This is a genomic window from Kingella oralis, from assembly GCF_014054985.1.
Lineage (GTDB): Bacteria > Pseudomonadota > Gammaproteobacteria > Burkholderiales > Neisseriaceae > Kingella_B > Kingella_B oralis.
Map to the genome: position 1 here is coordinate 1,768,980 of NZ_CP059569.1, position 25,972 is coordinate 1,794,951.

The 25,972-nt window shown below is 55.7% G+C and carries 21 protein-coding genes; 7 read left to right on the forward strand and 14 right to left on the reverse strand.

Going from position 1 to position 25,972, the window contains the following annotated elements; translation table 11 throughout:
* Positions 1 to 6: 6 nt before the first annotated feature.
* The 3 genes from infB to rimP are packed head-to-tail and all read right to left on the reverse strand — an operon-like array spanning position 7 to position 4,848.
* A complete protein-coding gene (gene infB / locus H3L93_RS09465; protein ID WP_003793697.1) occupies positions 7 to 2,880 on the reverse strand; it encodes a translation initiation factor IF-2 in 2,874 nt (957 codons plus the stop codon).
* Between the two features lie 10 nt (positions 2,881 to 2,890).
* Positions 2,891 to 4,393 carry a transcription termination factor NusA gene (gene nusA / locus H3L93_RS09470; protein ID WP_003793696.1) on the reverse strand — a complete coding sequence of 501 codons (1,503 nt, stop codon included), beginning with the start codon at positions 4,391 to 4,393 and terminating at the stop codon, positions 2,891 to 2,893.
* Positions 4,394 to 4,410: 17 nt separating this feature from the next.
* Positions 4,411 to 4,848, reverse strand: coding sequence for a ribosome maturation factor RimP (gene rimP / locus H3L93_RS09475; protein WP_003793695.1), 438 nt, complete (start codon positions 4,846 to 4,848; stop codon positions 4,411 to 4,413).
* Between the two features lie 285 nt (positions 4,849 to 5,133).
* Between rimP and H3L93_RS09480 the strand changes: the two genes are divergently transcribed.
* On the forward strand, positions 5,134 to 5,700 hold the full coding sequence (locus tag H3L93_RS09480; RefSeq protein ID WP_040558280.1) for a beta-class carbonic anhydrase: 567 nt from the start codon (positions 5,134 to 5,136) through the stop codon (positions 5,698 to 5,700).
* Positions 5,693 to 6,313, forward strand: a complete 621-nt coding sequence (gene nadD / locus H3L93_RS09485) for a nicotinate-nucleotide adenylyltransferase (protein WP_003793692.1) — start codon at positions 5,693 to 5,695, stop codon at positions 6,311 to 6,313. Before H3L93_RS09480 ends, nadD begins: the two co-directional genes overlap by 8 nt.
* Positions 6,314 to 6,497: 184 nt before the next feature.
* Here the strand turns inward: nadD and H3L93_RS09490 are convergent, their stop codons facing one another.
* Positions 6,498 to 6,644, reverse strand: coding sequence for a hypothetical protein (locus H3L93_RS09490; protein WP_155802926.1), 147 nt, complete (start codon positions 6,642 to 6,644; stop codon positions 6,498 to 6,500).
* 254 nt (positions 6,645 to 6,898) lie between these two features.
* Here H3L93_RS09490 and H3L93_RS09495 point away from each other — a divergent pair, with 254 nt between their 5' ends.
* From H3L93_RS09495 to H3L93_RS09510, 4 genes are all read left to right on the forward strand, one after another.
* Complete coding sequence (locus tag H3L93_RS09495) at positions 6,899 to 7,624, forward strand: metal ABC transporter ATP-binding protein (RefSeq protein ID WP_040558081.1); 726 nt, start codon at positions 6,899 to 6,901, stop codon at positions 7,622 to 7,624.
* Between the two features lie 350 nt (positions 7,625 to 7,974).
* A complete protein-coding gene (locus tag H3L93_RS09500; RefSeq protein WP_003793687.1) occupies positions 7,975 to 8,862 on the forward strand; it encodes a metal ABC transporter permease in 888 nt (295 codons plus the stop codon).
* A 280-nt stretch (positions 8,863 to 9,142) separates the two neighbouring features.
* Entirely contained in the window at positions 9,143 to 10,744 is a 1,602-nt protein-coding gene (locus tag H3L93_RS09505) for a peptide chain release factor 3 (RefSeq protein WP_003793686.1), read from the forward strand.
* Positions 10,745 to 11,037: 293 nt separating this feature from the next.
* Positions 11,038 to 11,742, forward strand: coding sequence for an MOSC domain-containing protein (locus tag H3L93_RS09510; RefSeq protein ID WP_040558079.1), 705 nt, complete (start codon positions 11,038 to 11,040; stop codon positions 11,740 to 11,742).
* A 336-nt stretch (positions 11,743 to 12,078) separates the two neighbouring features.
* On the opposite strand, the gene metF is transcribed toward H3L93_RS09510, so the two are convergent.
* The 3 genes from metF to H3L93_RS09525 all read right to left on the reverse strand — a co-directional run bounded on the left by metF (position 12,079) and on the right by H3L93_RS09525 (position 16,812).
* Positions 12,079 to 12,927, reverse strand: a complete 849-nt coding sequence (gene metF, locus H3L93_RS09515; RefSeq protein WP_040558077.1) for a methylenetetrahydrofolate reductase [NAD(P)H] — start codon at positions 12,925 to 12,927, stop codon at positions 12,079 to 12,081.
* 291 nt (positions 12,928 to 13,218) lie between these two features.
* Positions 13,219 to 15,498: a 5-methyltetrahydropteroyltriglutamate--homocysteine S-methyltransferase gene (gene metE, locus H3L93_RS09520; protein ID WP_003793682.1), complete on the reverse strand. Its 2,280-nt coding sequence runs from the start codon at positions 15,496 to 15,498 to the stop codon at positions 13,219 to 13,221.
* 849 nt (positions 15,499 to 16,347) lie between these two features.
* Complete coding sequence (locus H3L93_RS09525; RefSeq protein WP_003793680.1) at positions 16,348 to 16,812, reverse strand: Fur family transcriptional regulator; 465 nt, start codon at positions 16,810 to 16,812, stop codon at positions 16,348 to 16,350.
* A gap of 20 nt (positions 16,813 to 16,832) precedes the next feature.
* Between H3L93_RS09525 and H3L93_RS09530 the strand changes: the two genes are divergently transcribed.
* Positions 16,833 to 16,982 carry a hypothetical protein gene (locus H3L93_RS09530; RefSeq protein ID WP_155802924.1) on the forward strand — a complete coding sequence of 50 codons (150 nt, stop codon included), beginning with the start codon at positions 16,833 to 16,835 and terminating at the stop codon, positions 16,980 to 16,982.
* 18 nt (positions 16,983 to 17,000) lie between these two features.
* On the opposite strand, the gene dnaE is transcribed toward H3L93_RS09530, so the two are convergent.
* The 7 genes from dnaE to H3L93_RS09565 all read right to left on the reverse strand — a co-directional run bounded on the left by dnaE (position 17,001) and on the right by H3L93_RS09565 (position 25,964).
* Positions 17,001 to 20,471, reverse strand: coding sequence for a DNA polymerase III subunit alpha (gene dnaE, locus H3L93_RS09535; RefSeq protein ID WP_003793678.1), 3,471 nt, complete (start codon positions 20,469 to 20,471; stop codon positions 17,001 to 17,003).
* 119 nt (positions 20,472 to 20,590) lie between these two features.
* Positions 20,591 to 20,914: a hypothetical protein gene (locus H3L93_RS09540; RefSeq protein ID WP_040558075.1), complete on the reverse strand. Its 324-nt coding sequence runs from the start codon at positions 20,912 to 20,914 to the stop codon at positions 20,591 to 20,593.
* A 73-nt stretch (positions 20,915 to 20,987) separates the two neighbouring features.
* Positions 20,988 to 21,938, reverse strand: coding sequence for a 23S rRNA (adenine(2030)-N(6))-methyltransferase RlmJ (locus H3L93_RS09545; protein WP_003793676.1), 951 nt, complete (start codon positions 21,936 to 21,938; stop codon positions 20,988 to 20,990).
* Between the two features lie 278 nt (positions 21,939 to 22,216).
* A complete protein-coding gene (locus H3L93_RS09550; RefSeq protein ID WP_003793675.1) occupies positions 22,217 to 22,579 on the reverse strand; it encodes a hypothetical protein in 363 nt (120 codons plus the stop codon).
* Positions 22,580 to 22,942: 363 nt separating this feature from the next.
* Positions 22,943 to 24,883 (reverse strand): MacB family efflux pump subunit, encoded by a 1,941-nt coding sequence (locus H3L93_RS09555; protein ID WP_003793673.1) that lies wholly within the window; start codon positions 24,881 to 24,883, stop codon positions 22,943 to 22,945.
* A gap of 97 nt (positions 24,884 to 24,980) precedes the next feature.
* Positions 24,981 to 25,529, reverse strand: a complete 549-nt coding sequence (locus tag H3L93_RS09560) for a GNAT family N-acetyltransferase (RefSeq protein ID WP_003793672.1) — start codon at positions 25,527 to 25,529, stop codon at positions 24,981 to 24,983.
* A 63-nt stretch (positions 25,530 to 25,592) separates the two neighbouring features.
* Positions 25,593 to 25,964, reverse strand: coding sequence for a putative periplasmic lipoprotein (locus tag H3L93_RS09565; protein WP_003793671.1), 372 nt, complete (start codon positions 25,962 to 25,964; stop codon positions 25,593 to 25,595).
* Positions 25,965 to 25,972 lie beyond the last annotated feature (8 nt).

The following is a 25,972-nucleotide window of genomic DNA, read 5'->3' on the forward strand; positions in this document are numbered from 1 at the left end:
TGGCGTTTACAGCGTGCGCGCCACTTCAATCACATCAAAGCATTCCAACACGTCGCCCTCGGCGATGTCGTCGTAGCCTTTAATCATCAAACCGCATTCAAAGCCCATGCGCACTTCTTTCACATCGTCTTTGAAGCGTTTGAGCGAAGACAACTCGCCCGTATGGATGACTACATTATTGCGGATGATGCGCACATGGCTGTCGCGTTTGACCACGCCATCGGTAACCATGCAGCCTGCAATGTTGCCCACTTTGGACACGGTGATGACTTGGCGGATTTCCACCGTGCCCGTTTGCTGTTCCTTTTCTTCGGGCGCGAGCATCCCGCTCATCGCGGCTTTCACATCGTCAATCGCGTCGTAAATAATGTTGTAGTAGCGGATTTCCACGTCTTCGGCTTCGGCGAGCTTGCGGGCAGAGCCATCGGCGCGCACGTTAAAGCCGATAATCAATGCGCCCGAAGCAATCGCCAAGTTCACATCGCTCTCGGAAATACCACCCACGCCGCTGTGCAACACGCTCACTTTCACCTCGTCGGTGGACAGTTTTTGCAGGCTGCCCGCCAAGGCTTCGTAAGAACCCTGCACGTCTGCCTTGATGATGACCGACAGATTTTGCGCCGCGCCTTCGCCCATGTTGTTGAACATATTTTCCAGCTTGGCGGCTTGTTGCTTGGCAAGGCGCACATCGCGGTATTTGCCTTGGCGGAACAGCGCCACTTCACGCGCTTTTTTCTCGTCTGCCAACACCAGCGCGTCTTCGCCTGCGTTGGGCACGTCCGACAAACCTAAGATTTCCACGGGGATAGACGGCGTAGCGGCTTCAATCGGCTTGCCGTTTTCGTCTAACATGGCGCGGACTTTGCCATACGCCGTGCCCGCCAGCAGCATATCGCCTTTGCGCAGCGTGCCGCTTTGCACCAACAGCGTTGCCACCGCGCCGCGGCCTTTGTCTAACCGCGCTTCCACGATAAGCCCTTTGGCAGGCGCGTCCACAGGGGCTTTCAGCTCCAACACTTCGGCTTCCAGCAACACGGCTTCCAGCAATTTGTCAATATTCGTGCCTTGTTTTGCCGAAACATCAATAAACTGCACATCGCCGCCCCATTCGTCGCTCACGACTTCATATTGCGTCAATTCTTGGCGGATGCGCTCGGGGTTCGCCGCTTCCTTGTCAATTTTGTTCACGGCCACCACCAGCGGCACACCGGCGGCTTTGGCGTGGGCAATCGCTTCCACCGTTTGCGGCATCACGCCGTCATCGGCGGCCACCACCAGAATCACGATGTCGGTGGCCTGCGCGCCGCGTGCACGCATAGCGGTAAACGCTTCGTGCCCCGGAGTATCCAAGAACGTCACCACGCCGCGCGGTGTTTCGACGTGATACGCGCCGATGTGTTGCGTGATGCCGCCCGCTTCGCCTGCCACCACTTTGCTGCGGCGGATGTAGTCCAACAGCGAAGTTTTACCGTGGTCAACGTGCCCCATCACCGTAACAACGGGTGGGCGCGGCAGCAATTCTGCCGTGCTGGCGGATTCTTCGCCCAAGAAGGCATCGGGGTCGTCGATGGCGGCGGGTTTTCCGATGTGTCCCATTTCTTCCACCACAATCAGCGCGGTTTCTTGGTCCAGCGATTGGTTGATGGTAACCATCATGCCCATTTTCATCAGCGTTTTGACCACTTCCACGCCTTTCACCGCCATTTTGTGCGCCAAATCGGCAACGGTGATGGTTTCGGGCACCAGCACTTCATGCACCACGGGCTCGGTGGGGGCTTGGAAGCCGTGTTGGTTGGGTTCCAGTTTCAGTTTTTTGCCTTTTTTGCCGCCGCGCACGCGCTCGTCGTCGCCGCCGCGTCCGCCGCGAGCGTCTTTGCCGCCTTTGCCTTTGCCTTTGCCGCCACGCATTTCTTCATCATCGCGGCTGTTGCGGCGGTCGTCTTTTTTGCGGCTGCCGCTGCTGGGGTTTTCAGGCTGTCCTGGTTGCTGTGCGGGCGAAGCGGTTTTCAGGCTGCCCGAGGCGTTGCCCAGCTTGCCGCCTGCTTTTTGTTCCGCTTTTTGGCGTTTGGCTTCTTCGGCTTTTTTCTCTAATTTTTCTTCGCTGGGCTTGGCGATGCGCTGCCCTTTGCCGTCTTTGCCGTCTTTTTTGGCGGCGGCGGCCAAGCGCGCTTCTTCGGCGGCTTGCAACTTGGCTTCTTCGCGGCGTTTGCGGCGTTCTTCGCGCTCGGCTTTTTCGCGGGCAAGCTGCTCTTGCGCTTCGCGCAATTTGGCGGCGCGGTCGGCCTCTTCGCTGCGGCGTTCCGCTTCGGCGGCGTTCACCACTTCAACAGGCGTGGGCAACGGCTCGGGCGCGGCGTCTTTTTTCTTGTTGCGGCTGCGTTTTTTCTTGTCGCCTTCGCCGGCGGCTTTTTCAGGCTGCCCTTGTTTGTCGGCTGATGGTTTGTCAGATGCTTTTTCAGGCTGCGCTTGCGCGGCAGATTGTTCAACAGCAGGCTCGGCAGATTGCGCCGCAACTTCTGTTTCCGCTGCTTCGGTTTTTTCAGGCTGCTTATCGGCTTTGGCGGCTTTGCCCGCGCGGATATGCTCGGCTTCGGCTTGCGCGGCGCGGCGTTTGGCTTCGCGCTCGGCGGCTTCCTGCGCGGCTTGTTCGGCGGCGGCATCGTTTTCAGGCTGCGCCTGCACGGCAAGCTGTTCTGCCGCGCCGCTATCGGCTTTCAGGCTGCCCAAACGCTCGGCAGCGGGTTCGGCGACGGGACTTTCAGGCTGCCCTTCTTGTTCCGCTTTGAGCTGCGCCAGCAATTCTTCTTTGGAAACTTTGTTGCGGCGTTTTTTTACAACCACTTCGGTGTCGGTTGTGGACACGGTTTTTCGGTTAGTCATCTGTTATTCCTTATGCGTTGTCTTCTTCGGCGAACCAATGCGCGCGCGCCGCCAAAATGGCTTTTTCGGCTTCCTCGTGGCTCACGCCTGTGATTTCAATCAGCTCGGCGATGGAAAGCTCCGCCAAATCGTCGCGGCTGGTGATGTTGGCTTCCGCCAAATCGCGCAGCATGTCTTCGTCCACGCCGTCCAAAGTGCGCAAATCTTCGTCAATTTCGTTGAGCTTGGCTTCGGCTTCTTCGGCGGCTTTGAGCACCACTTCGCGCGCTTTGGCGCGCAGGCTTTCCGCCAGCTCGGCATCAAAGCCTTCCACTTCCAGCAATTCGCTGGCGGGCACATACGCCACTTCTTCCACGCTTTCAAAGCCTTCATTGACCAGCGCATCGGCGATTTCTTCCGACACTTCAAGCTGTTCCACAAACAGATTACGCGCCGCCGCGCTTTCGGCTGCGTTGCGCTCTTCGGCTTCTTGCAGCGTCATGATGTTCAGTTGCAAGCCGGTTAATTCGGCCGCCAAGCGCACGTTTTGCCCGCCGCGCCCAATCGCCAACGCCAGTTGGTCTTCAGCAACAATCACATCCACCGAGTTCAACTCGTCGTCAATCACAATGCGGCTCACTTGCGCGGGCGAAAGCGCGTTAATCACAAATTGCGCCGTGTCGTCCGACCACAGCACCACATCGATGCGCTCGCCGCCAATCTCGTTAGACACGGCGTTCACACGCGAACCGCGCACGCCAATACACGTGCCTTGCGGGTCTATGCGTTGGTCGCGCGCCAACACGGCGATTTTGGCGCGTTGCCCAGGGTCGCGCGCCACTTCTTTAATTTCCAACAAGCCATCGGCAATTTCAGGCACTTCTTGGGCAAACAATTCGCGCACAAAATCAGGCGCGGTGCGGCTGAGCAACACTTGCTTGCGCCCGCCGTTGAATTCTTCCAGCTTCCAAAACAGCGCGCGGATGCGATCGCCACCGCGATAGTTTTCGCGGGGCAGCATTTGCTCGCGCGGAATCAGCGCATCCAGCTTGGGCGCAAGCTCCACCACAATGCCGTGGCGTTCCATGCGTTTAACCGTGCCTGTTACGATGTTTTCATGCGTTTCCAAAAAATGATTCAGAATTTGCTCGCGCTCGGCATCGCGGATGCGTTGCAGGATGATTTGCTTGGCGGTTTGCGCGGCTTGTCGCCCAAAGGCTTCGTTGGGCAACTCTTCTTCGTAGTAATCGCCCACGCTGATTTGGATTTCAGGCTGCTCTTCTTGGATTTGCTCAATGGTTTTTTCCAGCTCGGGATAGGTGTAATCCAAGTCTTCCACGATGAGCCATTTGCGGATGGTTTTGTAGTCGCCTGTTTCGCGGTCAATGCGGATTTCCAAATCCATTTGCTCGCGGTCGGCTTTTTTCTTGGCGGCGATGCCCAGCGCGACTTCCAGCGCTTCAAATACGATTTCGTTGCTGACGTTTTTTTCGCTTGCCAAGGCTTCGGCTAGCAGCAATATCTCTTTGCTCACGTTGTGTCTCCTAATGGTTAAAATTTGAATTCGGGTTTCAGGCGGGCTTTGTCGATGTTGCCCAGCTCGATTTCGGCAGTTTTGCCGTCAAACGACAGGGTGAGCGTTTGCGTGCTGTCGTTAAAGGCTTCTAAGCGCCCGATGAAGTTTTTTTGCCCGTCCACCGGCAGGCGGGTTTTGAGCTTGATTTGGCTGCCTGCAAAGCGGATGAAATCGGCGGCTTTTTTCAGCGGTCTATCTAAACCAGGGCTGGAAATTTCTAGGTTTTTGTAGTCTATGTTTTCCACCATAAACACGCGGCTTAGGTGGTTGCTGACGGCGGCGCAGTCGTCCACGGTGATGCCGCCTGCTTTGTCAATAAACACGCGCAAGGTGCCTTGCGCGGTGAGTTCGTGGTCCACCAGCTCGTAGCCGAGGCCGGGGAGGGTGGTGTCTAAAATGCTTTGAATGTCCATGTTTTCTTTGTTTGCAAGGGGTATAAATACAAAAAAATGACCGCGCGGGTCATTTTTCGGTGGGGGGATGAAAAATTGGCGCGATTATACGGCTTTTTGCTTGAAATGAAAAGGATGTTTTGCGCAAGGCAGCCTGAAACGGGGGGATGGAGGCAGCCTGAAAGGTAAAAAATAGGGCAAGAGGGATTTGGCGAAAATGGTTTTGCTCTCGCGCGTATGATTTTCAGGCTGCCTAAATGGCTGCATAATGCGCGTTTTGTGTTTTTTAGTTTGAGGGAAGAAGCAATGTCTGAATTGGATAAAATTTTGGCGTACAACGCCTCGTTTGTGGATGCTGAGCAGTATGCGGCGTATCAAACCAACAAATACCCCGAGCGCAAGCTGGCGATTTTGTCGTGCATGGACACGCGGATTGTGGAGCTGATTTATGCGGCGCTGGGCGTGAAAAACGGCGATGTGAAGATGATTCGCAACGCGGGGGCAGTGGTGTCGCATCCTTGGGGTTCGGTGATGCGCTCGCTGCTGGTGGCGGTGTTGGAATTGCGGGTGGAAGAAATTATGGTGATTGCGCATTTTGACTGCGGGATGCGCGGGCTAACGGCGCAGGCGATGCTGGACGCGGCGCAGGCGCGAGGCATTCCTGCCGACCGCATTGAAACGCTGCGCCATGCGGGGATTGATTTGGATGGCTGGTTTACGGGGTTTGATAATGTGGAACAAAGCGTGCGCCATACGGTGAACATGATTCGCCATCATCCGTTGATGCCGAGCAATGTGGTGGTGCATGGGCTGGTGATTCATCCGAGCACGGGCAAATTGACGTTGATTGAAAAGGGTATGCGCGATGAATAAGCTGGGCTTGTTCGGCGGCAGCTTTGACCCGATTCACAATGGGCATCTGCATATCGCCCGCGCGTTTGCCGACGAGCTGGGCTTGGACAATGTGATTTTTCTGCCGGCGGGCGAGCCGTATCACAAACACAGCACGCGCACGCCTGCGGCGCAGCGTTTGGCGATGGTGGAGGCAGCGATTGCGGGCGATGCGCGTTTTGCGGCGAGCGATGTGGACATGGTGCGCGATGGGGCGACGTATAGCGTGGATACGGTGCAGATTTTTCGCCAGCATTTTGCCGATGCCGAGCTTTGGTGGCTGATGGGGATGGACAGCTTGCTGCAACTGCACACTTGGAAAAACTGGCGCACCTTCGCGCGGCTCACGCATATTGCGGTGGCGGCACGGGCGGGGCAGTCGTTGAACCTTGCGCCGCCAGAGCTGTGCGATTGGCTGGGCGAAGCGTTGCAACAGGGCAGCCTGAAAATCTTGTCTGCGCCGCTGCGGGATGTGAGTTCCAGCGCGATTCGGCGGCGGGCGGCGGCAGGGCAAAGCATTGCGGACGACGTACCCGAGGCGGTGGCGCGGTTGATTGGGCAATGGGGGCTGTATCGCGGCGTTAAGGCAGCCTGAAATCCGAATGGAGCGGCAACGGTTTGCCGCCAAATGGCGTGTTAGACGACGCGCCATCACGTATCACGTTTCAGGCTGCCTTAAATCATCAAAAGCAGCCTGAAAACATAACAATCGTTTGGTGTTGCGCCAAACGATTTTTTGCCGAATAGATGGGTTTTCAGGCTGCCTTTGTTCGCCATGATTAGGCAGCCTGAAATCTAAACCCGAAATCTAAAATGGAACGGCAACGGCTCATCATCAAACCGATCCAACCCAACAGCGCTTTGCTGATGAGCCGCCGACGCGCCATTTGGTTTTCAGGCTGCCGCAGAAGATGCAAAGGCTCCAATCCAAACCGCGTTTGCCAAACAAGCGGGGCAAAACCGCCTGATTTTTACGCCGTCGGCAAGCTCGCGCATCCATATCGCTTAACGCGCGCGCCGCTCCTGTTATACAATATCACCCTTTTTTGCTCAGACAGCCTGAAAGTGTGCTTATGAAACCTCCCTTTTCCCTGTTGCTCGCCAGCCTGTCCCAACGCCTTGCCATCGCCGCCGCCGTGCTGCTGATTGTGTGGTGCGTGTATTACTGGGCGGTGTCGGCATGAGTATTGTTATCCACAATTTAACCGTGAGCTATCAATCACGCCCTGCTGTGCACCATGTGAACATGACGTTTGCCGATGGCTGTATGTATGCCATTTTTGGGCCCAACGGCGCGGGCAAGTCCACGCTGCTTAAAGCGATTATGGGGCTGCTTAAACACACGGGCAGCGTGCAATGGCAAAACTTGTCGCGCTGCGATATTGCTTATTTGCCGCAGCAATCCGACATCGACCGCAGCCAGCCGCTCACCGTGTTTGAGCTGACGGCGATGGGCTTGTGGTACGAAACGGGCTTTTTCGGGCGGCTGACGGCGGCGCAGCGCGAGCGGGTGCATCATGCGCTGGCGCGCGTGGAGATGGCGGATTTTGCTCACCACCACATCAGCGACCTTTCCAACGGGCAGTTTCAGCGCGTGCTGTTTGCCCGTATGCTGGCGCAAAATGCGCGCTTTTTGCTGCTGGATGAGCCGTTTAACGCGGTGGATGCCAAAACCACTTATGCCTTGCTGGATTTGCTGCGCCAAGAAAACCAAGCGGGGCGGGCCGTCATCGCCGTGCTGCATGATTACGAACAGGTGCGCGCTTATTTTCCGCACACGTTTTTGCTGGCGCGCGAAAAAGTCGCCAACGGCAAAACCGAAGCCGTGCTCACCGATGAGCTGTTGCTGCAAGCCAATGCGCTGGCGCAAAAGGCGGAAGACGAAGCGCAATGGTGCAAGGTTTAGGCAGCCTGAAACTATACTGCGCCACTTTGTTTACACGCCCAAAGGCAGCCTGAAAACCGCGCCCACTCCATTTTCAGGCTGCAACTTTTGCTTAAACTGCAACCGATGGAGCGTCGGCGGCTCGCCGACATATTGCCGCCAACCAGTCAATCCCTATTAAACACACCATTTTGGCGACGAGCCGTAGCCGCTCCATTACGTTGCTTGATTGGCAGAGTTTTCAGGCTGCCTTATGTTGGGCGTAATCAATAGGCAGCCTGAAAACCGCATTCCCCTATCCACAACACCGTCGCCCCTTTTCAGGCTGCCTCCACCTCCCCCCACTACACCCACTCCCACATCCCCAAACCATGTACGACTTATTCATCGCCCCCTTTGCCGAATTTTCCTTTATGCGCTACGCCCTAGCGTCGGTTGTTTTTCTTGCCCTCTCCGCCGCGCCCGTGGGCGTGTTTTTGGTGATGCGGCGCATGAGCCTGATTGGCGACGCATTGAGCCACGCGGTTTTGCCCGGCGCCGCCATCGGCTACATGATTGCGGGGCTGAGCCTGCCCGCCATGGGCTTGGGCGGTTTTATCGCGGGGATGCTGATGGCGTTTTTCGCGGGCATCGTGAGCCGCTTCACCGAGCTGAAAGAAGACGCCAACTTCGCCGCGTTCTATCTCACCAGCCTTGCCGTCGGCGTGCTGCTGGTGAGCTTGGGCAACAACAGTGTGGAGCTTTTGCATTTGCTGTTCGGCTCGGTGCTGGCGGTGGATTTGGATTCGCTGCGGCTGATGGGCGGCGTGGCAAGCTGCACCATCATCGCGCTGGCGGTGATGTTCCGCCCGCTGCTGCTGGAAAGCATAGACCCGCTGTTTTTGCGCTCGGTAAACGGGCGCGGCGGCTTGTGGCACGTTGCCTTTTTGATTTTGGTGGTGATGAATTTGGTGGCGGGCTTTCAGGCGTTGGGCACGCTGATGTCGGTGGGCTTGATGATGCTGCCCGCCATCGCCGCGCGGCTGTGGGTAAAAAGCATCGGCGCGTTGATGCTGGTTTCCGCCGCCAGCGCGTTGCTGTGCGGCTATGCGGGGCTGCTGCTGTCGTACCACCATCCCGCCAACCTGCCCTCCGGTCCGACGATTATTCTATTTTGCGGCGTGTGGTATTTGCTTTCCGTGCTGTTTGGCGCGCAAAGCGGCATCGTAGTCAAACTGCTGCGCAAGCGGCATCGCGCGATTCATGCTGCGGCGAAGTGATTTTCAACCTTCACTACGCTGCGGCATACCTCTGAGCTTTGCATAAGTTCGCATGGCTAAATCAAAGATTTAGATGCTCACTTAATACCCAAATCAAAGATTTGGACGAAGAGGCAAGGCTGCCTGATTGCTGTTTGCAAGAGGCAGCCTGAAACAGTTAAAACCAAAAAACGTTTACAATACGCCCCCTACCCTTTTCAGGCTGCCTCAACCGCCAAAGGCAGCCTGAAAACCATTTTTAACCCATTTAACCAACCCATTAACCCCAACGAGTTCCCCCATGTCCCAAGAAATCCTAGACCAAGTGCGCCGCCGCCGCACCTTCGCCATCATCTCCCACCCCGATGCGGGTAAAACCACGCTTACCGAAAAGCTCTTGCTGTTTTCGGGCGCGATCCAAAGCGCGGGTACGGTAAAGGGCAAGAAAACCGGAAAATTCGCCACTTCCGACTGGATGGAAATCGAGAAGCAGCGCGGCATTTCCGTTGCCTCGTCCGTGATGCAGTTTGACTACAAAGACCACACCGTTAATCTGCTGGACACCCCCGGCCACCAAGACTTCTCGGAAGACACCTACCGCGTGCTCACCGCCGTGGACAGCGCGTTGATGGTCATCGACGCCGCCAAAGGCGTGGAAGCGCAAACCATCAAATTGCTCAACGTCTGCCGCCTGCGCAACACGCCCATCGTAACCTTTATGAACAAATACGACCGCGAAGTGCGCGATTCGCTGGAACTGCTCGACGAAGTGGAAAACATCCTGAAAATCCGTTGCGCGCCGGTAACTTGGCCCATCGGCATGGGCAAAAACTTCAAGGGCGTGTACCACATTCTCAACGACGAAATTTATCTGTTTGAAGCGGGAGGCGAGCGGCTGCCGCACGAGTTTGACATCATCAAAGGCATAGATAATCCCGAGTTGGAAAAGCGTTTCCCGCTGGAAATCCAACAACTGCGCGACGAGATTGAGCTGGTGCAGGCAGCGTCCAACGAGTTTGATTTGGATGAATTTTTGGCGGGCGAACTCACCCCCGTATTTTTCGGCTCGGCGATTAACAACTTCGGCATTCAGGAAATCTTAAATTCGCTGATCGACTGGGCACCCGCGCCGCAAAGCCGCGACGCAACCGTGCGCACCGTGTCGCCCGACGAAGAAAAATTTTCCGGATTTGTGTTTAAAATCCAAGCCAATATGGATCCGAAACACCGCGACCGCATCGCCTTTTTGCGCGTGTGCTCGGGCAAATTTGAGCGCGGCATGAAGATGAAACACCTGCGGATTAACCGCGACATTGCCGCCAGCAGCGTGGTTACCTTTATGTCGCACGACCGCGAGCTGGTGGAAGAAGCGTTTGCTGGCGACATCATCGGCATCCCCAACCACGGCAACATCCAAATCGGCGACAGCTTTTCCGAAGGCGAAGCGCTGGCATTTACCGGCATCCCGTTTTTCGCGCCCGAACTGTTCCGCAGCGTGCGCATTAAAAATCCGCTGAAAATCAAACAACTGCAAAAAGGCTTGCAGCAGCTGGGCGAAGAAGGCGCGGTGCAGGTGTTCAAGCCGATGAGCGGCGCGGATTTGATTTTGGGCGCGGTGGGCGTGTTGCAGTTTGAAGTGGTAACCTCGCGGCTCGCCAACGAATACGGCGTGGAAGCGGTGTTTGACAACGCATCCATCTGGTCAGCGCGCTGGGTGTCGTGCGACGACAAGAAAAAACTTGCCGAGTTTGAAAAAGCCAACGCGGGCAATCTGGCGATTGACGCCGGCGGCAACCTCGCCTACCTCGCCCCCAACCGCGTGAACCTGAATTTAACCCAAGAGCGCTGGCCGGACATCGTGTTCCACGAAACGCGAGAGCATTCGGTGAAGCTGAACGATTGACGGGGAGGCAGCCTGAAAACGGGAAAATGGTTTTCAGGCTGCCTTTGCCCAATCCAAACTTCGTTCCAACTACGTCATTCCCGCGCAGGCGGGAATCTTGGTGAAACTACAGCATCACTTTGTTTTTACAGATATTGCCGAATCTCAAACAAGATTCCCGCCTGCGCGGGAATGACGGTGATTTAAGTACTGTAGATTGGGTCAAGACCCAACAAAGCCTTGAAATCATCGGAAACGTTGGGTTTTGCAACCCAACCTACAAGACTGCCTCCAAACAAATAAAAGGAAACACCATGCACCCCATCGCCCAAATCCGACAAATCCGCATCGGGCAGCCTGAAAACTTTGCCCGCAACCAACAAAGCGCGATTAACAAGCAGCCTGTCAGCGGCAAAATCGCCGTTACGCCCACAGGTTTGGCGGGCGACGGGGTGGGCGATCCGCGTTTTCACGGCGGCGCGGACAAGGCGGTGCACGTTTATGCGCTGCACCATTACGATACTTGGCGGCGTGAATTGCCTGCGGCACAAAATATGCGCTTAGGCGGCTTTGGCGAGAATTTTTGCCTGGATGGCGCGGATGAGCACTCGGTGTGCATCGGCGACAAATGGCAGATCGGCACGGCGCGTTTTGCCGTGAGCCAAGGGCGGCAGCCGTGTTGGAAGCTGAACGAGCGTTTCGGCATCGCGGATATGTCGCTGCGCGTGCAGCAGGGTTTGCGCTGCGGCTGGTATCTGCGCGTGTTGGCGGCGGGCGAAGTGGCGGCAGGCGATGAAGTGTTTTTGCTCTCGCGACCGTTTCCCGAATGGTCGGTGGCGCGGGTGCTGGCGCTGATTGACAGCCGCTGTTGCGATGCAGACGAAATGCGCGCCGTATTGCGCCTGCCGCTGCCCGAATCGTGGGCGTGGCTGTTTGCGCGGCGGCTGGAAACGGGCGGGTGCGAAGATTGGGACAGACGTTTGTTCGGCGACGGCAGCGACGGCAAAAAGGCAGCCTGAAAACGAGCAAAGCGAGTTTCAGCGAAGCTAAAAACGGAAAACGAGTTTTCAGGCTGCCTTTGTTGGTTTTCTATGCTGCTTGTTTTGCTGATAATCTGATTACCAACGCTCGCGCACAAATCGGCGCGACACTCCAAGCTGTAAACCACAAACCATTCGCTCATTCAACCCAACTCAATCCATCAAACAAAGCATAAGGCAGCCTGAAAAACGGAAAACTCGTTTTCAGGCTGCCTTTGAATTGGCTGGGAACGATGAAATGATGACATTGCTTGATGGCTTGGCTGCCGCCGTTTTAGCTTCGCTGAAACTCGCTTTGCTCGTTTTCAGGCTGCCTCACTTCGCGGGTGCGCCGTAAATCCGTTTGCAAATCTCTGCCGACAAATCAGCGCGGTTGAGCGTGTAAAAATGCAGCCCCGGCGCGCCGCCTTGCAGCAGGCGTTCGCACATGTGCGTTACCACGTCCAGCGCAAAGGCGCGGATGGATTCGGCATCGTCGGCGTAGGAATACAGTTTGAGCCGCAGCCAGCGCGGAATTTCTGCGCCGCACATATCGGAAAAGCGCACCAGCTTGGTGAAGCTGTCCACGGGGATGATACCAGGGATGATGGGGATGTCCACACCTGCGCGTTGGGCATCGTCCACAAAGTTGAAGTAGGCATCGGCGTTGAAAAAATATTGCGTGATGGCACTGTCTGCGCCTGCGTTCACTTTTTGCACGAAGTAGCGCAAATCATCGGCGGCGTTTTGCGATTGGGGATGGTATTCGGGGTAGGCGGCGACAATGGTGTGAAAGTGGTCGCCAAATTTTTGTTTGACTAGGGCAACGAGTTCGTTGGCGTAGCGCAAGCCTTCCATGCCAAAGCCTGTGCCCGATGGGATGTCGCCGCGCAGGGCAATCAGGCGGTTTACGCCGATGTCTTTGTATTGTTGCAGCAATTCAACAATTTCGTTTTCCAGCATGCCGATGCACGGCAGATGCGGGGCGGCGGGGGTTTGCTCGTTTAGAATATCGCGCACGGTTTGCAGCGTGCCCTCGCGCGTGGAGCCGCCTGCGCCCGAGGTGCAGGAGAAAAATTGCGGGTTGAACTGTTTGAGCTCTTGGCGCACAAGAATTTGCTTGGCGCGCCCTTCGGGGGTGCGGGTGGGGAAAAATTCAAAGCTGAGACTGCGGGAGGTGGTCATAGTGGGATTCCTTATTGGGTTTTCAGGCTGCCTTGGCATGGGGCGCATCCATACATCCATAATAGTTTTGCGCTTAGATTAAAGGCAGCCTGAAAATGCAGTAAACCAACAACAGCACAAGTAAGCTGTGCGGCTTGCCTGCATCATTCAATTATTGCTAACGGTGCGTGGCAAAGCCACACGCCCTATTGCGATAGAAATGAGGCAGCCTGAAACGGGGTAAAACCATTTTCAGGCTGCCTTTTGCGCGAGCAGAAAGGGGAGCAACAGATGCCGCCCTATTTCCGCAGATTATTTCGCGCCAAACTCGCGGCGCAGCTTGTGGGTTACATTCATCATTACGCGCAGCTGCTCAATGGTTTCTGTCCAACCGCGTGTTTTCAAGCCGCAGTCAGGGTTCACCCACAGGCGTTCCAGCGGCACCACGCTGATGGCTTTGCGCAGCAAATGCTCCACTTCGGCTTCGGTGGGCACGCGCGGGCTGTGGATGTCATACACGCCCGGGCCGATGTCGTTCGGGTATTTGAATTCACCAAACGCGGTCAGCAAATCCATGTCGGAGCGCGAAGTTTCAATGGTAATCACATCCGCATCCATGCTGGCGATGGCGGGCAGGATGTCGTTGAACTCGCTGTAACACATGTGGGTATGGATTTGCGTGCTGTTTGCCGTGCCTGTGCTGGTTAAACGGAAGCTCTCGCAAGCCCATGCAAGATATTCATCCCATTGGTTTTTCTTCAACGGCATCGCTTCGCGGATGGCAGGTTCGTCAATTTGGATAACGGTGATGCCTGCGCGTTCCAAATCCAGCACTTCATCGTTCAACGCCAACGCGACTTGTTTGCACACTTGCGAGAGCGGCACATCGTCGCGCACAAACGACCATTTGAACATGGTAACCGGCCCTGTGAGCATACCTTTCATCGGGCGTTTGGTCAGGCTTTGCGCGTAGCTGGACCAATAAACCGTCATCGGATTGGGGCGCGATACGTCGCCGTAGATGATGGGCGGTTTCACGCAGCGGCTGCCGTAGCTTTGCACCCAGCCAAATTGGCTGAAACAATAGCCCGCCAGCTGTTCGCCAAAATATTCCACCATATCGTTGCGCTCGGCTTCGCCATGCACCAACACGTCAATGCCCAATTTTTCTTGCTCGGCAACGCAGTAGGCGATTTCTTTTTTCATCGCGGCATCGTAATCGGCAGCGGAAAGCTCGCCTTTTTTGAACGCGGCGCGGGCTTGGCGGATTTCGGTGGTTTGCGGGAACGAGCCGATGGTGGTGGTGGGCAGCAGGGGCAGGTGAAGCTGGGCTTGCTGCGCTTTGATGCGCTCGGCAAACGGTGCACCGCGTTGGTCTGCGCCTTTGGGCAGATTGGCAATGCGCGCCTGCACGGCGGCGTTGTGGATTTTGCTGTTGCTGGCGCGGTCGGCTTGGGCGGCATCGGATGCGGCTAAGACAGCCTGAATGCTGTCTAAACCGTTTTGCAAGGCTTGTTTGATGTTGCCCAGTTCCACCAATTTTTGCGCGGCAAACGCCATCCAAGATTTGATTTCGGCATCCAGTTTTTCTTCCAGCGCAAGATCTTGCGGGCTGTGCAACAAGGAGCAGCTTGGGGCAACCCACAGGTTGTCGCCAAATTTGGCTTTGGCATCTTGCAAGTTGGCAACGATTTGGCGCAAGTTGGCACGCCACACGTTGCGCCCATCCACCACGCCTGCGGATAGGATTTTGCTGCTGTCTAGTTGCGCTACAAACGTTGCCAACTGCTCGGACGCGCGCACGCAATCAATGTGCACGCCGCTGATGGGTAAGCTATTTAGCAAGGCGGCGTGTTCGGCAACGCTGGCAAAATAAGTGCCCAAAATGATGCGAACGGGGGCTTGCGCGAGGGCTTGATAGGTGCTGGGGAAGGCTTCTAGCCAAGGTTTGCCCGCATCAGCCGCCAAAATCGGCTCGTCGATTTGCACATATTCCACGCCTGCATCGGCGATGGCTTGCAATAATTGTTGGTAAACGGGCAACAGCTTGGGCATCAGTGTTTTGATGCGGCAGCCAAATTCTTCTTTCTTCTTGCCCAGCCACAGCAGCGTGAGCGGGCCCACCAGCGTAGGTTTCACCGCGTAGCCTTGCGCTTGGGCTTCGCGGATTTGGGCGATAAGGCGCTCGGGGTGGGCGGAGAATTGGGTGTCAGCGTGCCATTCGGGCACGATGTAGTGATAGTTGGTGTCAAACCATTTGGTCATTTCCATCGCAAATTGGGTGGCGTTGCCGCGTGCCAGTTCAAAGTATTGCGGTAGGGTCAGATTGGCAGCCTGAAAACCGAAACGCGCGGGAATCGCGCCCACGGCGCACAGCAAATCCAACACATGGTCGTAAAACGAAAAGTCGCCAACGGGCAGCAAATCTGCGCCTGCGGCGTGTTGGGTTGCCCAGTTGGCACGGCGAATTTCGGCGGCTACGTTTTGCAGATCGGCTTCGCTGGTTGCGCCTTTCCAGAAGGATTCGGTGGCGAATTTCAGCTCGCGTTTGCCGCCGATGCGGGGATAGCCTGATAGGTGGAAGGTGGTCATAGGGGTCTCCTAGTGGACGTTTTGGGTTGAAAGATTACAGAACGGGGGATATTGCGCTTAATCTTGCATGAATACAAATGAAAAATTTCCAGCGGAAATATGAATGATTTTAATGTCTAGGCAGCCTGAAAATGGGATTTGTGCTTTGTGGCTGGCTTTGAGTGTCGCTTTAACCATGCGTCTCGTGCCGACGGGGCACTTACTTTTCTTTGCTTCGCCAAAGTGTGAACCTGCATTCATCATCCGCGCGACAGCTTTTGCGCCCTAAAAGCATGGCTACGGCGTTGCAAATGCTCGCAAGGTATCCAACCTTGCTGTGCTTTGCGCCTTGTATCCATGCTTTTATGCCACAAAATCTATTCACGCGGCTAATGAATACAGGTTCAAAGCAAAAGAAAGGCGACCCCGACGTGCAGGTCTGCTTCGCAGACTTCCCTCACTTCGCATCCTTTTTTCGGCGCGTGCGAACTAGCCGCACTTCGTGCGCCGTCGGACAAGCGCACGCTTGTTCCCGAAAAAAGCATGCTCCGTTCGGCTGAACGTAGGGGAAAGGGTGGCAGTAGTAAACGGATGTGATGGATTAGGCAGCCTGCGGAGCGCAGCGGGGTTGCGAAGCTAAAACCAATCTATCCCGTAAAAAAACCGTTTGTCTCTACACCAAACGGTTTTTCTATTTTCAGGCTGCCTTTGATGATGATTTAAGGCAGCCTGAAACCTTTGCAAAACCAACACCAGTGCTTGCCGACATTTTAATCAACCAGCGCAGCCAATTTAATTACGCCATTTGACGACGAGCCGTCGCCGCTCCATTGAGGCAGCCTGAAAACGGGTTAGGCACGGCGCAAGCCCTTACGCGCGGCATTTGCCGCATACGCCTGTGAGCACAACGTGTTCTTCGTTGAGCGCGAAGCCTGTTTGTTCTACGGCTTGGTGCAGGGCTTGCCATTCGCGGTTTAGGCTTTGTTCGTCCACCGTGCCGCATTGGGTGCACACAAGGATGAAGCTGCTGTTGTGGCTGTGGGCATCGCTGTGGCAATGGCTGTTGCATTCGTGTTGCACATGGCTGCATAGGATGTAGCCGTTTACGGCAGGGATTTTGTGCAACACGCCTTGCTCTGCCCAAAAGTCTAGGGCGCGGTAGGCGGTAGGCGGGGCGAGCACGTTTTGGCTTTCGCGCTGCATTTGCGCCAGCACGGTGTAGGCTTTAATCACGCCGTCTAGCTGCAATACGATGTCTAAAACGTGTTCGCGCAGCGGGGTTACTTGGACGTTTTGCGCGCGGCATTGAGCGAGTATGTTTTGTTTGATGTTCATGGCAGTCCTTGTTGGAAATAATGCTCGGATTGTACGCAAGAATGGCGTTGGGCGGTTTAACATGGCTGCGGGTAAAGCGCGATGTGCGCCTAATGCAGCCTGAAAGCCGTAGGCTCAACGAAGTTAAAACGAGCAAAGCGAGTTTCAGCGAAGCTAAAACGGCAGCCTGAAAATGGGCAAAGCACGGATTACATAAACCGCGTTGCTACAGCTCGCTCGCCCAGCATCGCCACCAAGCTATCCAGCAATTCGTTGCTCAACACCAGCCGCCATTTGGCGTTGGGCAGCAAGGTGCCGTGGGCGCGTTCGTTGGTGTAGGTCAAAATCAGCGGGATTTTGTTGCCGTTGGCTTGGGTGTGCGGGCGCAGCAGTTTGGCAAGGGCGTCAATATCGTGTTCGGGGCGCAGGTTGAGCGTGAGGCTGATGGCAAAGCGGGAGCGGGCTTCGTTGAGCCGGTGGATGCCGGCTTGCTTTTGCTCGTCGCTGCCGATGTTGGCCACGTTCACGCGCAAGCCGCCATCGGGGTTGAAGCGGTCTTCGCGCACGCTGCAATCGCAAATCAGGATTTGGTCGGCTTTGAGCGTTTCTTTGGGGATGCCGTCCAGCAAATCGCCGCGGATGATGACTTCTTGCTTGGCGGTGTCGTCTTCCAGCAGCACGGCAATCATTTTGCCGTTTTTGGTCATGATGCTGCGGATGGAGGTGGCAAAGCCTGCCAGCCGTTGCGTGCCGTCTTTGGCTTTCAGGCTGCCTAATGGCGTGGGCGCAAAGGCGCGCACTTCGCTGGCATAGGGTGCAAACGGATGCCCGCTCAAATAAAAACCAATGGCTTGCTTTTCTTCGGCGAGCTTGGTGGCTTCATTCCACGGCTCAATGTATTGCAGCGGCACATCCGCCAGCGCGTCTTCCACCATGTCAAACAAGCCGCCTTGGTTGGCGTTGTCGGCTTTTTGCTCGGCTTGGGCGATGGCAAGGTCAATATTGCCCAGCAGCATGGCGCGGTTGGGCTCTATGCTGTCAAACGCGCCGCCGCGAATCAGCGCTTCCAGCACGCGGCGGTTGGCGTGCTGTTTGCCCACGCGTTCGCAAAAATCAAACAAATCGGTGAACTTGCCGCCGCTTTCTCGCGCGGCAACAATGGCGTTGACCGCCGCTTCGCCTGTGCCTTTGATTGCACCCAGCGCGTAGCGGATTTGTTTTTGCGCGTTGGGGATAAAGCGGTAAAACGATTCGTTTACATCGGGCGGCAAAAAGCGGATGCCGTTGAGCTTGCTTTGCGCGTCATCAAAAAACACTTTGAGCTGGTCGGTGTTGTCTAGCTCGGATGACATGGTTGCTGCCATAAATTCGGCGGGATAATGCGCTTTGAGCCACGCGGTTTGATACGACACATAGGCATACGCCGCCGCGTGCGATTTGTTGAAGCCGTAGCCCGCAAATTTTTCCATGTAGTCAAAAATTTCATCGGCTTTTTCGCGGCTGATGCCTTGTTTTGCTGCGCCTTCGGCAAAAATTTCGCGGTGTTTCACCATCTCTTCGGGCTTTTTCTTGCCCATCGCGCGGCGCAGCAAATCCGCACCGCCCAGCGAATAGCCACCGATGACTTGCGCCGCCTGCATCACCTGCTCTTGATACACCATAATGCCGTAGGTTGGCTCTAACACAGGTTCCAGCAGCGGGTGCATATATTCAAACTTCGCGCCTTTCATCCGCTCAATAAAGTCGGGAATCAAATCCATGGGGCCGGGGCGATACAGCGACACAAAGGCGATGATTTCTTCCAAATTGGTGGTGTTGGCTTGCGCCAGCATTTTTTTCATGCCGCTGGATTCAAACTGGAACACGGCGGTGGTGTTGGCATCGCGGAAAATTTTGTAGGCAACTTGGTCGTCCAGCGGGATATGGCTCACATCCACGTGCTCGCCTGTGGTTTGGCGGATGAAGTTTTGCGCCATTTCAATGATGGTGAGGTTGCGCAGCCCCAAAAAGTCAAATTTCACCAGCCCAATTTCTTCCACATCGCCCTTGTCAAACATAGACACAGGCGAGGCGTTTTCATCGGCTTGGTACACGCCGCAAAAATCGGAAATTTTGCTTGGCGCAATCAACACGCCGCCCGCGTGCATCCCCAGATTGCGGGTTAAATCTTCCAGCTTCATGGCAAGATTAAGCAGCTCATCGGCTTCTTCTTCGCGGATGATTTGCTCGATTTCGGGCTCGGCGGCGAGTGCGTCTTTCAGATGCAGCGGCTTATTGGCTTCCAGCGGAATCAGTTTGGACAAGCGGTCGCACAGGGCAAACGGCAGTTGCAGCACGCGCCCCACATCGCGGATCACGGCTTTGGACGACATCGCGCCAAAGGTTACGATTTGGCTGACGGCTTGTTTGCCGTATTTTTCGCGCACATATTCAATCACGCGCCCGCGGTTGGCTTGGCAGAAGTCAATATCAAAGTCGGGCATGGACACGCGCTCGGGGTTCAAAAACCGTTCAAACAGCAGCGCGTATTTGAGCGGGTCTAGGTCGGTGATTTTGAGCGAATACGCCACCAGCGAGCCTGCGCCCGAGCCGCGCCCCGGTCCAACGGGGCAGCCGTTGTTTTTCGCCCAGTTGATGAAGTCTTGCACGATAAGAAAGTAACCCGGAAACTGCATTTTGATGATGATGTCTAGCTCAAAATCCAGCCGCGCTTGGTATTCAGGCTGCCTTTGGGCGCGCTCGGCTTCGTTGGGATAGAGCACGGCTAGTCGCTCTTGCAAGCCTTCGTTGGCAAGATGGCGCAGGTAGTCGTTCAAATCCATGCCATCGGGCGTGGGGAACAGCGGCAGGAAGTTTTTGCCCAGCGTGAGCGTGAGATTGCAACGTTTGGCGATTTCTTGGCTGTTGGCTAGGGCTTCGGGGATATCGGCGAAGCGGGCGGCAAACTCATCGGGGGTGAGAAAATGCTGGCCGGGAGTGAAGTCGTGCGGGCGTTTGGGGTCAATGAGCGTCCAGCCACCTGCGATGCACACGCGGGCATCGTGGGCTTTGTAATCTTCACGTTGCAAAAATTGGGTGGGATGGGTGGCGACTACGGGCAGTTGCAGGGCTTGGGCGATTTTCAGGCTGCCTGAAACGCTGATTTCCCAGTCGGGTTTTTCGGGCAGGCGTTGCAGTTCCAAATAAAAGGCGTTGGGAAACCATGCGGCGTATTTTTGCGCGGCGGCATGGGCTTTGTCTTCGTTGCCCAGCATTAAATGGCTGCCCACTTCGCCCATCTGCGCACCCGATAGGCACAGCAGGCCGCTGTTGTCGCCTTGGGCGAGCCAGGCTTGGTTGATTTGCGGGGTGTGTTTGTTGCGGTCGTCGGCTTCAAAGGCGGCGGTGAGCAGTTCGTTGAGGCGGATGTAGCCTTGTTCGTTGCGAATCAGCAGCACGGCGCGATGGGGCTTTTCAGGCTGCTCGGGGTTTTCTATACGCACATCTGCGCCGCAAATGGGCTTGATGCCTGCTTTGCGGCAGGCTTTGTAGAATTTGAGCAGCCCAAAGGTGTTCATCAGGTCGGTGAGAGCGAGGGCGGGATAGTTTTCGGCGCGGGCGGCGGCGACATAATCGCTGATGCGGATGATGCTGTCGGTGATGGAAAATTCGGAGTGGGCGCGTAGGGGGATGGGGGTCATGGCGGGGGGGGGTGATGGGGTTGCGATGAGTGGGATTTTATCATGTGAACAAAGGCAGCCTGAAACGGATGATGGGTTTCAGGCTGCCTATGGAGCGTCGGCGGCTCGCCGACATTTTGCTAACTCGTAAAGTACTGTTGAATGGCGAGTCGCCGCCGTTCCATTTTAGATTTCAGGCTGCCTAAACGCGGGCGCAAGGGGTGGCAGCCTGAAACGGCTATGCGCGTGGGGTGCAGGGGCTTGCCCCTGCTCGTGGTAAGCGGCGAAACGCTTGCGCGGGCAAAGAGATGAACCATGCTGAAAGGCAGCCTGAAACGGTGGATGGCGTTTTCAGGCTGCCTATGTTTGCGCGGGATGGCTAATAAAATGTGGCGTGAATAATCCAAAGGCAGCCTGAAAACCATTTTTTCTGTTTCAGGCTGCCTTGATTGCTTCATCATCATTCTGTGAATTGCCAACCATTTGCCAGTATCTTGGCAACCAGCCTCGCCGCGCCATGTTGCATTTTCAGGCTGCCTAACGGATTTGGCTGTTTAGGATAAATTTTGCGCCGTTGTCTTGCGCCAATAGCCGCGCCAGTTCGGGCAGGGCTTCGCGCAACACGCGGTCTAAAATATAGGGCGGGTTGAGGATAAACATTCCGCTGCCGTGCATGCCAAAGCCGTCGGCGCGGGGGGCGTGGACGTGCAGTTCGGCGCGAAGGTGGTTGTCGGGCAGCAGTTTGGCGAGTTTTTCGGGCAGGGTGTGGCTTTCTTCGCGGCTTAAACAGGGATACCAAACCATGTAGCAGCCTTGTTCAAAGCGTTTGAGCGCGTCGCGCAGGGTATGGACAACTTGGGCGTAATCTTGTTTGCGTTCATACGGCGGGTCTATCAACACAACGGCGCGGCGCGTGGCGGGGGGCAGCAGGCTAATCAGCCCTGCGAAGCCGTCTTCTTGTTTGGCGATGGCGCGTTTGCCGAGGCGCAGCGCGTGGAGGTTGTCTTGCAGCAGGGCAAAATCGGCGGGGTGCAGTTCAAATAGGCGCAGTTTGTCGGCGGGACGCAAGAGTTGAGCTGCCCACAGCGGCGAGCCTGCGTAGAGTTGGGTCATGGCTTCGTGTGCGGCGAGAGTTTGGGCAAATTGGGCGAAGGCGGCTAGGGAGGCGGGCTGTTGGTTTTCAGGCTGCTTTTGGGCTGCGGGATGATGATTTTCAGGCTGCCCTTTGTCTGCGGAATGATAGTTTTCAGGCCGCTCTTTGGGTGTGAGACGATGGGCAGCCCATAGCCGTGCGATGCCTTGTTGGTATTCGCCCACTTTGTTGGCTTCGCTGCTGTGTAGGTCGTATAAACCTGCGCCTGCGTGGGTGTCTATGTACCAATAGGGTTTGTCTTTTTGGTTGTAGTAGTTGAGAACGGTGTAGAGCGTGAAGTGTTTGAGCACGTCGGCGTGGTTGCCTGCGTGGTAGGCGTGGCGGTAGCTGAGCATGGGTTTCCTTTTGCGGCGCGGGATGGGCGGCGGAATATAGCAAAGGTGGGGCGGGTGGGTCAAAGGGCGGCGGGTTGCGTGATAAGGCAGCCTGAAATCAGGCAAGGAATGGTTGATGCTGCGTGGGGTGCAGGGGCTTGCCCCTGCTCGTGGTAAGCGGCGAAACGCCTGCGCAGGCATAAAACAAGCCAAAGGCAGCCTGAAAACGAGCGAAGCGAGTTTCAGCGAAGCTAAAACGTACTGCTAAAAATGTTTTCAGGCTGCCTTTGGCGGGGCGATTAGTGATCGCGTTCCAAATCCACTTTGTATTCAATGCGTCCGTTGCCTTTGTGTTCAATGCTTACGTCCATTTCTTGATTGTGACGTTTGAATTTTAAATCGGCATCGTCGCGCTCAATGTCGGATTCCACCAAGCTAAACCCTTGGCGTTTGGCGTGGCTGATGGCTTGCTTGGCGAGGGAGCGCACGTCGTTGCCGCGCAAACGAAATTCTACTTCATATTCGCCATCGCCTTGGTGGTCGGCTTTGATGACTTGCGCGCCGCGTGGTTGGTAGATTTCGCGGGGCACGCTGCCGTGTGCGGAGGCGAGGTTGATGAGACTTGCGGCAAGCACAGCGGCGAGTAGATGGGTTTTGTTCATGGTTTGCCTTTCGGGGCGGTTAAAAAAGGGCGCATCATAAAAGCGGGCGGGTGGTGGTCGCAAGGCGATTTACATTTGTTTATTCGCAATGGGCTGCGCGGGGTTTCAGGCTGCCTGAAAGGTGCGGGCGGTAAGGCGGGCAATAAAATGGTGGACAAGCAAGTTGCCCACCCTACGCGTTTAAAGGCAGCCTGAAAACGAAATTTCCCCGTTTTCAGGCTGCCTTTGAGGCGATGAACTGCACAATGCACCCAAGCATAATTTGCGGCTTAAAGGCAGCCTGAAACGCTTATTTTTCCATTTTCAGGCTGCCTTTCAAGCTGCGTGCGCAGCAAAGCTGCACACCCTACCTATGTTTTTTCATCAATCATGCGCCAGCGCATCAATCGGGTTGAGCTTAGACGCATTCTTGGCGGGCATATAGCCAAACAGCACGCCAATTGCCGATGAGCACAGCACCGCGCCGATAATGGAAGCTGTGGAAAACGACATAGCAAAATCGGTTACCACGCTGTTAAACAGCGAAGCCAAGCCAAACGAAATCAGCACGCCTGCCAGCCCGCCAATCAAACACAGCAAAATCGCTTCAATCAAAAACTGCTGCAAAATGCTGTTCTGCCGCGCGCCAATCGCCATGCGCACGCCGATTTCTTTGGTGCGCTCGGTAACGGACACCAGCATAATATTCATCACGCCAATGCCGCCCACCACCAGCGAAATCACAGCGATAGACGAAATCAGCAACGCCATGGTGCCCGTGGTTTTTTCTACCATTTTCTTGATGCTGTCGCTGTTTTGCGTAAAGAAATCTTCCGTGCCATGCCGCGCGCGCAACAGCTCGGTGATGCCTTTTTCTGCCGTTTGCGTGTCCACATCGGGCTTAACTTTCACCGTGATATTGCTGATGTATTTATTGCCGCTGATTTGGCTCATCAGCGTAGTGTAGGGCGTGTAAATCTGCAAGCTGTCGGACGGGGCTTCAAATTGGTTGTCGTCTTTTTTCAACACGCCGATGACGGTGAGCGGGCGTTTTTTCAGCAGCACCACTTTGCCTAGCGGGTTTTCGCCATTGGGAAACAGCTTTTTCTGCGTGTTTTCATCAATCACCACCACTTGCGCGTTGTCTTTCACGTCTTCCGCGTTAAACAATCGCCCCAGCCCGATTTTTTCCCCGCGCACATCAAAATATTGCTCGCCCACGCCTGCCACGCTGGCGGTTAAGTCAATGTTTTTGTAAGTTAATGTGCCGCTGCTGTAACTGCCTGGGGTGGTACTTTCCACATAGCTCAATCCTGCAATCGCTTGGCTGTCGGCAACGGTGAGCGTTTTCACCTTGCCTGAGCGGCGGTCACCAAAGCCTTTACCTGGAAAGATGCTAATCATATTGGTGCCCATAGAGCTGATGTCTTTCAGGATTTTTTCCTGCGTGCCGTTGCCCAACGCCACCACCGACACCACGGCGGCGATGCCGATGATGATGCCCAACATGGTGAGCAGGGAGCGCATTTTGTGCGCCACAATCGCCTGCACCGACATTTTGCAGGCTTCGTTAAACTGGTCTTTATAAAACGCCAAGCCGCGTTTTTCTTGAATGGCTTGCACGTTGCTGGGGTGGATTTCTTCGCTTTTGCTGCTGTCGGCGATGATTTCGCCGTCGCGGATTTCAATCACGCGGTTGGCTTGGGCGGCGATTTTGGGGTCGTGGGTTACCATGATGATGGTGTGCCCGTCGTTGTAGAGCTGGTGGATAATTTCCATCACGTTTTCGCCGCTGTGCGAATCCAGCGCGCCTGTGGGCTCGTCGGCAAAGATGATTTCGCCGCCGTTCATCAGGGCGCGGGCGATGGATACGCGCTGTTGTTGCCCGCCTGAGAGTTCGCTGGGCTTGTTTTTTTCTTTGCCTTGCAAGCCCAGTTTGTCCAGCAGCATATCGGCGCGTTGGCTGCGCTCGGCGTAGCCGATGCCTGCGTACACGGAGGGCAAGGCAACGTTATCGCGCGCGGTAAGCGAGCTGAGCAGGTTGTAGCGTTGGAAGATGAAGCCGAAGCGTTTGCGGCGCATGGCGGCAAGTTCGTCTGCGCTCATTTTGGAGGTTTCGGTGCCTGCGATGCGGTATGTGCCGCTGGTGGGCGTGTCCAGCAGCCCGAGAATGTTCATCAGCGTGGATTTGCCCGAGCCTGATTGCCCGATGATGGCAACAAAATCGCCTTTTTCTATGGTGAGATTGATGTCTTTGAGCACGTGCACGCGGTTTTCGCCTGTGCCGAAATAGCGGTTGATGTTTTTGCATTCTATGAGCGACATGGTTTTGCCTTTTATTTGCTTTTCAGGCTGCCTTTGGCTTTTCAGGCTGCCTGAATACGAACACGGTGGGAAGTTGAAAACGGGGTTTCAGGCTGCCTTATGCGTTTGCGGCAGCCTGAAAAATAAATTGATGCTGCGGTTTCATCCATTTTTCAAAGCGGAAAAATTCATCGCTGCCGTCAAATGCCGTATCGGTTTGATGCGGGTCGGGGTGTTTGGCGTGGAAGAATTCGACGATTTGGAAGCCGCATTTGTTCACATAAAAATGGATGTTGCGCTTTTCCATATAGGGCGTGTGCGTTTCCCAAACGATGGTTTCGGGGAACATCTGTTCCACCGCCTGCCACACGCGAAAGCCAAGTTGCTGCCCATGCGCGGCGCGGTCAATGTAAAACAAATCCAGCGCGTTGAAGTGATTGGGGCGGATGGACAGCACCACGCCGCCCGATAATTTGCCCGCCACCCACACGCCAAACGCTTGCGCGTGTTCGGCATCCAGCGATTCGGTGATTTCGTGCTCGGAAATCACGAATTCTTGGGAGGCGTTGGGCTGATGCTCAAAGGCAGCCTGAAAGGCGTGTTGCAGTTGGCGGATGAAGGTGGGGCGGTCGTGGGGGGATAGGGGTTGCAGGGTGAAATTTAGCATGCTGGTTGAATGTGGGATAAGGCAGCCTGAAAACTGTTTTGGCGTTTTCAGGCTGCCTTTGCGTTATTCGTTTGCTTGGAATACACGGAAGCCGCGTTGTTCGGCGGCGGCTTGGTCGGCTTGTTGAATGGTGTACACGTTGATGCTGCCCGTTGCGCCGCCGCACACGCTGGGGAAGGCAACGCCGCGCAGTTCATCTTTGCGCGCGGCGAAGACTTGGATGCCGCTCAATTCGCGTTGCATGGCTTCGGGGCTGATGCCGCCGCCTTGGCATTGAACGGCGTTGTCGCTGCGATAAACTTCTATGCGCGGGGCGGCGCGGGATGACGTTTTGGCTGCGCCGAAACTCACTTCGTTCGTTTTCAGGCTGCCTGAATGGCTGGCGCAGGCGGTGAGCAAGAAGCTGGCGGCAAGGAAAAGGACGGTTTTTTGCATGATGCGCG

Excerpts from the sequence above, each read along its gene's own strand:
- infB (WP_003793697.1), bottom strand. The coding sequence starts at position 2,880 with ATGACTAACCGAAAAACCGTGTCCACAACCGACACCGAAGTGGTTGTA.
- rimP (WP_003793695.1), bottom strand. The coding sequence starts at position 4,848 with ATGGACATTCAAAGCATTTTAGACACCACCCTCCCCGGCCTCGGCTAC.
- H3L93_RS09480 (WP_040558280.1), top strand. The coding sequence starts at position 5,134 with ATGTCTGAATTGGATAAAATTTTGGCGTACAACGCCTCGTTTGTGGAT.
- nadD (WP_003793692.1), top strand. The coding sequence starts at position 5,693 with ATGAATAAGCTGGGCTTGTTCGGCGGCAGCTTTGACCCGATTCACAAT.
- H3L93_RS09495 (WP_040558081.1), top strand. The coding sequence starts at position 6,899 with ATGAGTATTGTTATCCACAATTTAACCGTGAGCTATCAATCACGCCCT.
- H3L93_RS09500 (WP_003793687.1), top strand. The coding sequence starts at position 7,975 with ATGTACGACTTATTCATCGCCCCCTTTGCCGAATTTTCCTTTATGCGC.
- H3L93_RS09505 (WP_003793686.1), top strand. The coding sequence starts at position 9,143 with ATGTCCCAAGAAATCCTAGACCAAGTGCGCCGCCGCCGCACCTTCGCC.
- H3L93_RS09510 (WP_040558079.1), top strand. The coding sequence starts at position 11,038 with ATGCACCCCATCGCCCAAATCCGACAAATCCGCATCGGGCAGCCTGAA.
- metF (WP_040558077.1), bottom strand. The coding sequence starts at position 12,927 with ATGACCACCTCCCGCAGTCTCAGCTTTGAATTTTTCCCCACCCGCACC.
- metE (WP_003793682.1), bottom strand. The coding sequence starts at position 15,498 with ATGACCACCTTCCACCTATCAGGCTATCCCCGCATCGGCGGCAAACGC.
- H3L93_RS09525 (WP_003793680.1), bottom strand. The coding sequence starts at position 16,812 with ATGAACATCAAACAAAACATACTCGCTCAATGCCGCGCGCAAAACGTC.
- H3L93_RS09530 (WP_155802924.1), top strand. The coding sequence starts at position 16,833 with ATGCTCGGATTGTACGCAAGAATGGCGTTGGGCGGTTTAACATGGCTG.
- dnaE (WP_003793678.1), bottom strand. The coding sequence starts at position 20,471 with ATGACCCCCATCCCCCTACGCGCCCACTCCGAATTTTCCATCACCGAC.
- H3L93_RS09540 (WP_040558075.1), bottom strand. The coding sequence starts at position 20,914 with ATGATGATGAAGCAATCAAGGCAGCCTGAAACAGAAAAAATGGTTTTC.
- H3L93_RS09545 (WP_003793676.1), bottom strand. The coding sequence starts at position 21,938 with ATGCTCAGCTACCGCCACGCCTACCACGCAGGCAACCACGCCGACGTG.
- H3L93_RS09550 (WP_003793675.1), bottom strand. The coding sequence starts at position 22,579 with ATGAACAAAACCCATCTACTCGCCGCTGTGCTTGCCGCAAGTCTCATC.
- H3L93_RS09555 (WP_003793673.1), bottom strand. The coding sequence starts at position 24,883 with ATGTCGCTCATAGAATGCAAAAACATCAACCGCTATTTCGGCACAGGC.
- H3L93_RS09560 (WP_003793672.1), bottom strand. The coding sequence starts at position 25,529 with ATGCTAAATTTCACCCTGCAACCCCTATCCCCCCACGACCGCCCCACC.
- H3L93_RS09565 (WP_003793671.1), bottom strand. The coding sequence starts at position 25,964 with ATGCAAAAAACCGTCCTTTTCCTTGCCGCCAGCTTCTTGCTCACCGCC.